Raw genomic sequence first — 12,139 nt, 5'->3', positions numbered from 1 at the left:
ATAATCATTGATTACCGGAGGATGATTGGTATCACTCGATGAATTATAAAATAAGGAGAATTTGCAAATGAATAATACAGTATATCTTTATGTGTTTGACACCATGGCAGATTGGGAGATAGGTTATTTAACTGCCGAACTGAACTCGGGGAGATATTATAAAAAGGGGCTGGTCCCATCAAAAATAGTTACCGTGGGAATGGAAAAGACCCCTGTAACTACAATGGGCGGATTGAAAATCCTGCCTGACATCACACTGGATGAGTGCAGCATTGAAAGCACAGATACATTGATTTTACCCGGTGGAGATACATGGACAGAAACCATTCACCAACCCATCTTAAAAATCGCTGAGAGGTGTTTAGAGGAAGGGATATGGGTTGCAGCGATTTGTGGTGCTACCATGGGACTTGCCCAGGCAGGGTTGCTGAATTCACGTTGGCATACAAGCAATGATCTGGAATACCTTAAAATGATCTGTCCCAACTACACGGGCGAAAATTATTACAAAGTGGAGTCTGCTGTAACGGATGGAAAACTGATCACTGCATCTGGAACAGCTCCGTTGGAGTTTTCTGTACATGTCTTAAAAGCTCTGGGTGTGTTTTCTTCAAAAACATTAGAAGCCTGGTATAGTCTTAACAAAACTCGTGAATCCAAATATTACTATGAGTTGATGAATTCAATCCAATAAAGATATGAGCATTAAATTGAACTGTTACGATCATTTAAAGGAGGAGTCAAAATGACTGAAAGCAGAGAATATATGGGAGTGTCGGGTAAATATACAAAGAAGGGGATGCCCAACGGCTTTACATCTATTACCCCTTTTATTACCGTGAAGAATCCTTCGGAAGCAATAGAGTTCTATAAAACGGTTTTCAATGCAAGGGTTAAGGATATTACTGAATATCCTGATGAGAATGGCAATAAAATAATTGTTCATGCTGAATTAGATTTTGGAAATGGTTTTTTGCAGCTGGGAGCAGCGAATCCGGCATATCAATTGGTCTTGCCGCCAGATGAAGACAATGCGTGTTATTCTTTCGGAATTTACGTCATGAATGCTGATCAGGTCATTGAAAATGCGGTAGCAAGAGGAGCGAAAGTAAGGGAACCAGTTACAAACTTTGTTTCAGGTGATCGATTCGGAAGTATATTGGATCCTTGCGGAGTAAGATGGTCTATTATGACCAGAATCGAGGATTTGTCAGAAGAAGAAAGTAGTCGTAGGGTTGCTGAGTGGGCCAAAAGCTTTAGCGGGGAATAAATGCAATCACTTTTTTGGTAAAATGTATTAAAGTGACAGTTTGCTGAAATGATGTAATCGAAATTCTGGTGGCACAAAGTTGCATACGTGAACGATGAAGAAAAGATGATGCCGAGTGCTCCCATTATGCCGGAATATCCAAATCGGGTTATGGTTCCTCTTAGATTTGTTTCAGAAGTTCTGGGGGCTACAGTAAATACAACTACGATCAATGGAACATTACATGTGGACATTAAGAAATAATACTTGATTGCTTGGGAATGGGTAACAAACTAATTGCTCCTTAAGTCTGGTACATAAGGCTTGAGGAGCAATGTTTTAATGAATAGCAGAGAAAGTTTTGAACAGGGGTTCAACTCTCCACGTCTCTATACTGAAACCCGCTCACTGAGCGGGTTTTTGCTTTTAATCACTTTTAATTGTAGACCTAATGTAGATATGAAAAATTTAAGGCATAGGGTGGACCTTTGAAGAACTGAAGAAGGATATTGAAACCTATACATCTATTATTTAAAATAATGAGGTTGCAGGCAAAACTAAAAGGCCTCAGTCCAATGGAATATTACTATTTTCGTTCATTCTTCGTTTGTAATGTTCTTCCGGCAGCTAGTATATACTGCAAAGGGTCATTTATTTTAAGATACGACAGACTTTGAGACACGCGACCTTCCTGATTAACTTTTGGACGTTTTCGATCCGGGATATCTACAGACGCGAAATCTGCATCCATTTCCACCGTTTGATTAAAGAAGCCAATGATGTGCAAATCTTCTTTTCCTTCTTTAATCGTGGAGCCTGTCCGATTTAACCCACTCACTGTGATACTCCCTCTGGTTTCGCTTGCTGAGTTTTTCTCTTCCACAAGATTGAAATTTTGAATATCCAGTGCAGAAGGATTGTCAACAATGGATCTTCCTCGATCCAGTTCTATTACTTTTTGAAAAATCTTGCTTTGGTCAAAAGCAAGATCTTTTAAAATTACTTTGTTGTTCATGTACTCAAACGGGATATTCATACTTCTCACTAATACCCCAAGCGGAATGACAAAGGCATCCTGAATCACTTCGGGCTGAGTGTCCATCTGTGCTGGAGTACCGTTCAGTTTATATGTTTTCGCTCCCTTTTGAAACACAATTTCATTTGACCTCCACCTGATTTTTGCTTCCTGAAGTTTACCGTTATAATCAACTTTTGCGCCAAGAAGCTCGGCAACGGAACGAAGCGGAACCATGAGACGTTTTTCTTCATTAACGTAGGGACCAATCGGCGTGCAGTACAAAACGTCATAATCATTCACTTTGAGCAAAGAGGTTCCATTGACATGAATAGAGTGATTAATCGGTGCTGCATTAGCGTTATAAGAAGAGGTTCCAAATATAGCACTCACAAGAACTGCAAGAGATAATACGGCCGTTCTATAAAAATATTTTCGTTTCATTTTTCACCCTCCGTGAATTGAGATAGGTTGTGTTAGGTCGCATGTTTGCTTTGGAGCAGTGATAGTTTGTCCTTCTTTGACACATGTGGAGTACATACGTTATAGGATTGAGTGCTGTTCATTGTTACTGCATTGCACAATGGCAAATAATTTGGAAGATGTTTAGGAAACAGTAAAGAGGGGCCGCGAGCCCCTTTTATTTGTGTGATGTTGAGCATTTTTATTCATTTACAGAAAGCGTAGCATTTCATTTCAAGATTTTTCATCACAAAAAGGCTTTTGTCTCATTCAATGAGCGTGCTATATTCGATAAAAGCTGAATTGTATTCCTTATCTCATGTTCCGTAGTGTCTGGGTGAATTGCACAGATTCGGAGAACAGTTTTTCCATTAAGTTGTGTCGTAAGCACAGAGGCGTATCCGTTTGTCATCATTTCTTGGGAGATCCTTTTATTGAGTGAATCTAATTCTTGCTCAGATAATCCAGTTGGCGCATATCGAAAATTAACAATCGCTAACTGTGCGGGGGATACAATTTCCCAATTATTATGTTTTTTGATTTCATCGTCAGCCCATTCTGCGAGTTGAACTCCATGCTCTATGGCTTCACCGACAGCATTAGTTCCTAAAGCCTGTAGTGTCACCCATAGTTTCAAACTTCGAGCAGGCCGCGTTAATTCAGGGCCCAGATCCCAATAATTAATATATTCTTCATTAGTCTCGGCATCTTTCAAATATTCTGGATGTGTGCTGAAGCAGTTTCTAAGCTGTTGATTTTCTTTGGCTAAAACTACGCTACAGGAGTATGTCTGCATTAACCATTTATGTGCATCCCAGGTGATGCTATCTGAACGCGATATCCCGCTCAAAAGGGGCTTATATTTCGAAGAAGCCAAAATCGATGCACCGTAAGCTCCATCCACGTGTAACCAAATGTTATGTTTTTCACATAGGTCAGCAATTTCGTTTAACGGGTCAATGCTTCCCGTATTGGTTGTGCCTGCCGTGGCAATGATCGCAAAAGGCTTCATGCCAGCCGCCTGATCATCCATTACTTTTTTTTCTAAGGCTGAAACATCCATACGAAAATTTTTATCACTTGGAATCTTTCTGATTTGATCACCACGGAATCCGAGGATGCGTAACCCTTTGGCGACCGATGAATGAGTTTGATCTGAAACATAAGCAGTTCCAATGGCATATTCCTGCTCGGATAACCTTGCATTGCGTGCAGCCGCTAAAGCGGTCAAATTCGACAGCGATCCGCCCGACAGAAATAAGCCTCCAGCAGTATTGGGATATCCTGCTTGGTCACACATCCACCGGATCACTTCCCCCTCTAAAAGGCTTGCGCTCGAACTCAGCATCCAGCTTCCGGCATGGGTATTATAAGCGCTGGTCATGATATCTCCTAACCACGAGTAAAGAGACATTGGACCAGGAACCAATGCGAAAAAGCGAGGGTGTTGCATGAAGGTTTGGTGAGGATAGACGTTTTTCCTCATTTCATCGACGACCTCTTGTATCGGTCTTCCTTTTTTCGGAAAACCAATTCCCCTTAAATGAGCTATTGTATCCCCATCTGCAGTGTTGACTACTTTTCGGGATCGAATATTGTTATTTTCTGCAATATATGAATGTATGAACTGTTCAATAATCTCACCTAATTGCTGATTTGGTTCTTGATTCATCATAAGCATCTCCTTTGCTTAACTTCAATCAAGTATAATATAACATCTGTTGTCATATTGTGATATTCACCAATTTCATCATTACGTTTATTTTTAGGCTCTTCGCTATTACGCAAAGTAATTCTCAAAGGCAAAGAGAGCTATAAAATCGCCGTTCAGTGCAAATGCTGGAAATGTGATGTTGAGAATGGTATACTACTCCAACTCAAGGCTGGTAAGCAGGTACATAGTTGCTGTGTTGCTTGGATGGTAACGACGAGTAATTTTACAAGGCAGCAAGGAGCGGGGGAGCTTGTAATATAGGAGGGGGAACCTTAGTTATCTGAAAATAATTAAAAAAAGAGAATAAATGTATAGTACTTGTAAGAAAAGTGTTCGAAAACGCTTTGCCAGATGTTGCAAATGAGCTACTTAAAAATTTAAAAAATGACTCTGCATTAAACTGGGAGTAAAAAAATACTGGTGCCCCTTAAAGATGCGATAGGAGCCACCAGTAAAAACTAATTTACTTATATTGTTAATAAGAGCCAACTATACTTTTACTGTATATTGTACCAACACCTCAAAGGAATAAAAAAATGGGTGAGCCATCTTTCGATACACACCTTAATTTTGACTAAGAATTATTGTCCAATTTGTTCTAAGATTTGTGTGTAAGCATTCCTATAATGATCGGGGTTAGGATCTTCTCCTATTATCTTGGGTACGTCAAAGTCAGACAGCAGGAAATAGTGTTTGGGTTGAACTTCATGCCTTGCTAAGCAACTCTTGCAACAGGACAAGGGACAGCCGTCAATTGCAATGATGTCACGTCCAGATTTTGCTGTTCTGACAAGGGGTTTGACATCACCACCAACACCAGCTATGCAGGACATTTCAGCGACTTTTTCTCGATCCATTCGTATAGCGATCATGTTAGCGGTTTGTGCTGCGGAGGAACATCCAGAACAAGAATAGACAAGAGGTAAATCAGTTCTTTTCATCTTTGTACACTTCCTTGTTTTTTCTTTGTGATCGATCACAGTATCTTTGGTTTCAGCTGAAATAAATTTAAAATTGTTTGTATTTTAACTTAAATTTACAGTCTAAACCGTGATCACGATCACGACAACATTTTGTAAAATCTATTATAGGGCTAACTGTGTGTGTATAAATCAGCCAGATCCCTCTTTTTAACTTAATTTTTCTAATAGAGAATTAGCTTTATCTAAATATAAATCTGATTTCCAGGGATATTGTTAATTATTCATCCATCTCCCAATGGAAATATGCAGATAGGTTTTTGTATGCCTTATTCATATCATTATCTGCGCACTTATTAATGATACGATTTAATGTGGCTTCAAGTATATTTTCATTAAAGTTCTTTGCTATAAAATGACCATGCCCGATAATAATATCACCTTGATCTGTCATCCTATCTAACCTTTTAGGACTTACTAGTTCAAATGAAAACATGTCTGATGCTCCATTTATTTCAACGGGTCCGATATCTACATTATAAGTAATATAGAAGTCGTCTATATCTTCACCCCAATCCTCGTACACCTTTGTTAAAGCCTTTATTGTAAGCATTTGATTATTCTCCTATTCTAGAATATCAATATGAATGTTTCTTATCTGCTTTGTTGCCCATGCTTTTCCAGCGCTGTATTCTTCGAGCATTTTCTTTTGCAAGTCAAACGCCTTCAGATGGTGAGGGATCTCAAGTCATTGTTTTAGGGGAAAGATAGGGGCGGGTTCTACGATTTCTTGCATAGTTATAGGACATGAACTTATCAGTTTAAGATGATCCAATCAATTGAAGCGAGGATATTTTTTCTATTTCCCTACAGAAAACTAAGCCCGATACAAAACGCAGCAACTCTCGCAGCGACTTCTTTGGCGTTATGTTTTTTATTTTGGTAAAGTGTAAATAACATCAAATGGGTTCTTATCTTCAAAAAAATCGGTGTAGAGCTTTGCAATTTCGTTTGAATTCAAGTCCTCATTACATCGTAATAAGCTCCCTAGTTTCACCAATACGTCAGCTTCTTTTGAGGTTACTATTTTCTTTTGTACTATATTTTCTGTATTTTTTGGAGTTACCCACGCCCAATCATTCACAGCTGCTTCAGTAAATGGATATCCAAAAGAAAACGAACTGACATGAGCGTCTGAACACAGAGGATGAACAATGCAATTATTCCTGAACGATATCTTATCCTTTGTGCTTTTTGAACCTCTTGGGCAAATGTTTCTAGGTAATGAGGGATTTCTCCCCAATTAGAACGTCCCATTGAAACTAGTATTTCAACGGCAAATTCATTATTTAATTTATTGGCCAATTGTAAGAATATCTGCCGGAGGCGGTAAATGCACCTAGACATCTTGCCGCTTCATGAACGTTAGTCGCACCTTCTGATATAAGTTTCACATATTCGTCCGTTGACGTAATGGAAACACGTTATTTAGGATACAAAACTCAAGCAATGTTGTGCATACAAACAGAATGACAACATCTTAATACGGGTATTACATGGGTTAAGTCTAGTCTGCTTTTGGATGAATAGATGACTTACTTGGCAATGGGGGGCTTTTTAACAGCCGTCCCTTGTAGTTTATATTGTTAGCAAATAGCGGCGGATAAAACAGAATTCACAACACGGGCAGCTGATTCCCATTGCGATGTTATATTATATAAAAAGTATACGAATTACCTTTTATATCCGCTACCTTTAAAAAACTTCTTCTAAATAAGGATAATTCTGTAGCTTTGGATTTTCTTTAGTGATATACCTGGTTTGATATTCATCTAGATTATTATTGATAAATAAACGCCCTTCATAGTGAATTTCCCTCCCTTAGTCGTTTGAGTCTCTGTATGTAAACTCTGATGGGGAGGGATGGCAAGTTACTGTTTTGTGTGGAATAAAAGCTCATCCCTACTAATAAAAAAAGTTGGAATGAGCTTTTGTAAGTTTATCGAGTGCTTGAATCAGTTAGTGTTTAGTTTGTTGGTAAGTATTCGAATTTACTCTAAAAACTTTTTTCTGCTTGAATTTGTTCAAACCATTCCATTGAAAAATCATCTGCAGTTTTAACCTGATGATTAGTGTGTACTAATTCATAGTTGTAATTTATTAAGAAACTCCCTACATATTCTACCTGACATATTATAAATTAATTCCATTTTTCTCAATTTCTCCATAAGTTCATGGTTATTTATTATACAATCTTTATTATTATCATTAATTAAAAATCTTAAAGAATCAATACACATTTCAAATAGTTCTTTGTCTGTTGTTTCGATAAGTGATAATATTATATTAATTTCTCTTGCATCATTTTCTTCTTCAAAGCAATATACTACCCTTTTTTGCCACTCTAACGACTTTTCCATTATATTTTTTTTAAGCAATTCCCAATCTGTTTCAGAAAATTTTTCCATCAAGGTCATCGCATCATTTACTCCAACATCATACCAATAATCATCTGAAGCATTCTCTCCAGACATTTCAGTTATTAATTTGTCAAATCCCTCATATTTCATAAATTTTCCTCCACTAATTTATTGGTTCAAATCCTGGCGTTGGTTTACCTCCCACTGGATATCCAGCAGTAATGTTTTTGCCTTCTTTAATAACATCTATTTCAACACCATCTACAGTACCGCTATGCAAAGTTGTAGTTACCCCATCTGAAGTACGACTTCCAACTGCTGGCGTATCGCTAATTTTTTTATAGAGCCTATAATTTTCTCATCACTCCATGAATCAGGAAATACTGTGCTTTTTTTAAGCTTTGCGAGAGTTCCATCTGGAAACTGATGATAAAATTGAACAAATTTAGATCTATCTGGATTTTCCCTGAGAACTTCTACTGCATAATTAGAATTTTCATCATTTACCACATTAGGCGAATGCCCCTCTAATTCCATTTTTACCTGGTATTCTCTCTCCCCCTAATATTTTTTGCTCCATCTCTGGTGATAAGTAAGATTCACTAGCTTTACCCGTCCCCTAAGGAGAAAACGATCTTAGTCAGTATCCGTCTACGTTACCCAAATCAAAATTTATGTAATGTTTCAATATTATAAAGACTGTTGATATACCTGTATACATATTGAAAAACTTATTCCTCATTATGACTCTTATAGGAATAAGCTTCTCAGTGTTTGTTATGTTTATTCGTTATTTTCTATACTCTTAACTTCTATCATTTTTTGTTCAATCCAATTCATAACCATTTCTGCCTCCTCTCGAGGAATCCTCCCCCTCTCGCTTTTATATTTATAAGTTTCATAAGCCCATACTAATATAATTTTCACAAATTCAACTGTCTCTAATTTACAAATCGGTTCAATTTCATCTTCTTCCTCGTCATAAAATGGATCTTCAATTATTGTATAGTCTCTAAAGGATATAACGCTTGATGCATTTCCTCCATGTCTATATTCGGGTATATTTCCCCTTAATAAATCAACATAATTATCAATATCAATTTTCAAATCTTTAAATCTCCAAGGTATATCAGATCCTAAGGGATCACTTATCATATTGGCGAACTCCAGTGATTTTTCTTCGTCAAAATCCAATATAACTATATTAAATTCTTCCATATACCTCAATTTATATTTATATTTTATCATTATTCAAACAACCTCCAATTCAATATACTGGATAAGCTGAAATTATCTTATCATTTCTTAAAATAAACTCTATTTCCATTCCCGTGCTTGTTTTTCCTATATATTTATTGTTTTTTATAATTACTTTATTATTAAAAGCTTCATTTACTGAATCTATCACCTGTTGTGGTGTCCATTCCTTTGGAAAAAATGTGGATTTAGGTCCTTTTAATACTCCATTAATTTCAATATTAGCTTGATAGACACCAAACTCATTAGGTGGGTCAATATTTCCGACAATTTTACCGTTACTACTTGGCATTCCTTCATAATGAAAACCATTGGCATTTCCATTCTTGAGTATTTCACCATCAAAAATATGGTTTAATCCATTTTCTTTAGTCCCTTGTTTGAAGTTTTCTGTGTTCTGTAGACTCTCAAGCCATTTCTCTTTCTCTATAACAGGTTTACCACCTTGTCCCGTCCCCTCTAACGCCTGTCGTTTCTTAATAGCATCAAGAGTAAGCTTTTCTTTTTTTACATATTCCCCAAACTTGGATGCTTCCCTTGCGGCCTTGCTCTGGGCGATGTTTTGTAATACTCGCTCTTTTATTTGGTCAGCCGGAGATACTTTAATTACTCCTGTCCCCGGTGTTTCAACATTAACTTTTGGAGCTTTAATTGATTTAGAAGGTATCTTTATATTCCTGCCAAATTTAGCACCGTATAAACTTCCAACCATCTGAAATTCAGAAAATACGCTACTGATTATAATTGCATTTGCTTGCCATTCTGGTATTTCTTCTCCTGTCCAATAGTTCTTTCCTTCTTTAGCTGCTTTAATTTGTTCTACGAAAATATCCACATTTTCTGGTTCGTGATGTAATTTGATTTCTCCATTTTTGATCGCTTCGTTATAGGCAAGAGTGGCTTGGGCTGCTTTCTGATCGGTAACTCCATTTTTACTGAGGACCCACATAGTACCCATAAATTTTTTATCATATTCATCGAAATTATAGGATACTTTGGCTTTTTCAGCTGCCATGTAGCTGTCATAATTGGCTCTCCAGCGTTGTCTCAGATCTATAGGAATCTGCTGATACGCATGAACCATGGCATTAGACTCTTTCAGCAGGTTTTGAACCAGTTCCAGTGGGCCACCGGAATGCGCTATATGACGTGCACTCGTAAACACTTTCCCCAAAATCCACTTGCTATAGTAGGCTTGTCTCGCTTGATCATGTTCATACTGGTTAATCAATCCTTGGAGTGCTAGACCAGCCAAGTGTTTCAACGGATGAATACCGTTCCCCTTTCCGCCTCCAATCGTAGCAGTTCCATTGCTCCGAACGGGGATCATTGCGGTTGCTTTCAGAATGACACCCGCCGCAGGCCCACCTAAAGCTCCCGCAACAACGCCAGCCACTTTTCCCATCACTGGAATGGAGCCTAATAGCTTGGACACCGTACCCAACAAAGAGTCGGCCTTTTGAAGTGCAGCCGGACTTGTTACTTTGGCGGTAGGAGTGCTGCTTGATGAAGTCTTAGCTGCTGATGGAGCTTGCGCCGCCTCGTATGCTTTGATGCTCATCAATGGTGGCTCAGGCACAGGAGGGAGGTCGGCTACGAAAACAGGTGCTTTCACCGTACCTTCCTGATATATCACCGGAGCTTTGGTATCTGTCTCACCATCCAGTACCATACTGCTGGCTCCGCCTTTCAGATACAGCGCCGTTCCAGCTTCGAGCGAAAGCTCCTCACCTGCATCGAGCTTCACGTGACCACCCTGAATCTGCACATTCCCCGGACTGTCGATCGTAATGCCGTTACCTTCATGTAGTGTAATGGAAAATTCACCGGAGGTGGATAGAGTTAGTTCATACTCAGACATTTCTACGCCGCTACCTTGCACATGTTGCCATACCTTCACATTCGGCTGACCATTGGTGTGGCGTTGTTGCCGCAGTGAATCCGTGACATAGGCATCCTGTTCGCGGTGGGTAGGCAGATACAATTCCACCTGTTCTCCTACTTCAGGCATATCGTACCAGCCACTATGTTCTTCGGCGACATAACGGGTGGACACCGGAAACCAGCACGCTTTGGCAGGATCTTGCTTCGGATCAATGTCCAGTTGAAGCTGTACAAAATCCTGCTGTACCTTCAGCACCGTTCCTGTCAGCGAAATCCCAGTGGCCTGATCGTTTTCATAACGGGCATAGCGGATATCCTGTTCGGATTGAAGATCATAACGGGTGCGCAGTAAGCCATCTGCTAAGGTTGTCACTGCTCGAACCACGACCAGTTCTTTGCCTTGTCCGATGGGTAACGTGATGAGGTCGCCCAGCGCATAGTATTGCAGACTTTCAATCATATAGGTGACATACGAGCTAGCACGTTCTCCCGGCTTTTCCGTATCCAGCTCATGAAACGTTTTTCGTACTCGATAAAATACATCTCGCTCCACCTTATGCTGCTTGCCTTCTGGCATCCCGAAGAAAACCTTGGGCGAGGCTGCGGTTACCTCTGGCACAAGTACGGAGCCAAAGCGAGAAGCGAGACGTTTTAAAAACGCCCAATCGGTCTCCTCATATTGTAAAACAAATGTCTCTAGTTTGGCATAGTGGCTCACCGTATCAATGGCATCTCCGTACTGATATTTTCGAACCAGCGAAGTGACCAGATCATCATAAGTGCGATGAATATCTTGATAGGAGCGCCTTTTACGCTTAATATCCATCTGGTACGAATGGGAAGCGGCCTCCAGTTCAAACGTATACACGCCTCGCACACAATGTACGGACATACGCGTGACAATCCCATGGAACAATCTTCTCAGCGATTGTCCCTGATCATCCAACTGACGAATCACAATGGGCTCTTGCTCCATATCCTGTCCGATGCATGCAGCCCCTTGTTCTTCGGAGAGCATGCCACTGATATGTAAAAAGGCATGATCGTTAATGACGCGTGTTATTTGAAGTTGTTCGATGTGTAGTGGCTGAAAGGGACCATAAAAGCGTAGGCTTTCATATCCGATTCCATCTGATAATACGCTCAAGTGAGTTCATGACTCCTTTCTAGATGCGATGGGTATTTCCAAGTAAAGCACGTCATCTTGAATGCGCTTCT

Annotated in this window: 11 protein-coding genes and 1 pseudogene; 4 read left to right on the top strand and 8 right to left on the bottom strand. The window is 39.3% G+C overall.

What is annotated here, in order from left to right:
- Positions 1-67 precede the first annotated feature (67 nt).
- The 3 genes and pseudogenes from ACM1ND_RS19500 to ACM1ND_RS19490 all read left to right on the top strand — a co-directional run.
- Positions 68-694 (top strand): type 1 glutamine amidotransferase family protein, encoded by a 627-nt coding sequence (locus ACM1ND_RS19500; protein WP_053325912.1) that lies wholly within the window; start codon positions 68-70, stop codon positions 692-694.
- A gap of 51 nt (positions 695-745) precedes the next feature.
- Positions 746-1,270, top strand: coding sequence for a VOC family protein (locus ACM1ND_RS19495; RefSeq protein WP_076157506.1), 525 nt, complete (start codon positions 746-748; stop codon positions 1,268-1,270).
- A 75-nt stretch (positions 1,271-1,345) separates the two neighbouring features.
- Positions 1,346-1,513, top strand: a pseudogene (locus tag ACM1ND_RS19490) (stalk domain-containing protein); the annotation flags it as partial.
- 322 nt (positions 1,514-1,835) lie between these two features.
- On the opposite strand, the gene ACM1ND_RS19485 reads toward ACM1ND_RS19490, so the two are convergent.
- Complete coding sequence (locus ACM1ND_RS19485; RefSeq protein ID WP_279835724.1) at positions 1,836-2,708, bottom strand: copper amine oxidase N-terminal domain-containing protein; 873 nt, start codon at positions 2,706-2,708, stop codon at positions 1,836-1,838.
- Positions 2,709-2,973: 265 nt separating this feature from the next.
- On the bottom strand, positions 2,974-4,401 hold the full coding sequence (locus tag ACM1ND_RS19480) for a pyridoxal phosphate-dependent decarboxylase family protein (protein ID WP_076157500.1): 1,428 nt from the start codon (positions 4,399-4,401) through the stop codon (positions 2,974-2,976).
- Between the two features lie 69 nt (positions 4,402-4,470).
- Between ACM1ND_RS19480 and ACM1ND_RS19475 the strand changes: the two genes are divergently transcribed.
- Positions 4,471-4,701, top strand: a complete 231-nt coding sequence (locus tag ACM1ND_RS19475; RefSeq protein ID WP_418028040.1) for a restriction endonuclease — start codon at positions 4,471-4,473, stop codon at positions 4,699-4,701.
- A gap of 320 nt (positions 4,702-5,021) precedes the next feature.
- Here ACM1ND_RS19475 and ACM1ND_RS19470 read toward each other — a convergent pair whose 3' ends face one another.
- The 6 genes from ACM1ND_RS19470 to ACM1ND_RS19445 all read right to left on the bottom strand — a co-directional run bounded on the left by ACM1ND_RS19470 (position 5,022) and on the right by ACM1ND_RS19445 (position 12,068).
- Positions 5,022-5,381: a putative zinc-binding protein gene (locus tag ACM1ND_RS19470; RefSeq protein ID WP_279835721.1), complete on the bottom strand. Its 360-nt coding sequence runs from the start codon at positions 5,379-5,381 to the stop codon at positions 5,022-5,024.
- Positions 5,382-5,640: 259 nt separating this feature from the next.
- Positions 5,641-5,973 (bottom strand): Imm8 family immunity protein, encoded by a 333-nt coding sequence (locus ACM1ND_RS19465; RefSeq protein WP_103744727.1) that lies wholly within the window; start codon positions 5,971-5,973, stop codon positions 5,641-5,643.
- Between the two features lie 1,531 nt (positions 5,974-7,504).
- Complete coding sequence (locus ACM1ND_RS19460) at positions 7,505-7,930, bottom strand: hypothetical protein (RefSeq protein ID WP_340858129.1); 426 nt, start codon at positions 7,928-7,930, stop codon at positions 7,505-7,507.
- Between the two features lie 138 nt (positions 7,931-8,068).
- Positions 8,069-8,290, bottom strand: coding sequence for an EndoU domain-containing protein (locus tag ACM1ND_RS19455; RefSeq protein ID WP_219818462.1), 222 nt, complete (start codon positions 8,288-8,290; stop codon positions 8,069-8,071).
- 273 nt (positions 8,291-8,563) lie between these two features.
- A complete protein-coding gene (locus tag ACM1ND_RS19450; RefSeq protein ID WP_103744725.1) occupies positions 8,564-9,028 on the bottom strand; it encodes a hypothetical protein in 465 nt (154 codons plus the stop codon).
- Between the two features lie 19 nt (positions 9,029-9,047).
- Positions 9,048-12,068, bottom strand: coding sequence for an EndoU domain-containing protein (locus ACM1ND_RS19445; RefSeq protein WP_418026503.1), 3,021 nt, complete (start codon positions 12,066-12,068; stop codon positions 9,048-9,050).
- Between the last annotated feature and the right edge of the window lie 71 nt (positions 12,069-12,139).

Source organism: Paenibacillus sp. JJ1722 (genome assembly GCF_048282685.1).
GTDB lineage: Bacteria > Bacillota > Bacilli > Paenibacillales > Paenibacillaceae > Paenibacillus > Paenibacillus polymyxa_B.
This window is presented reverse-complemented; position numbering and strand designations above follow the sequence as displayed.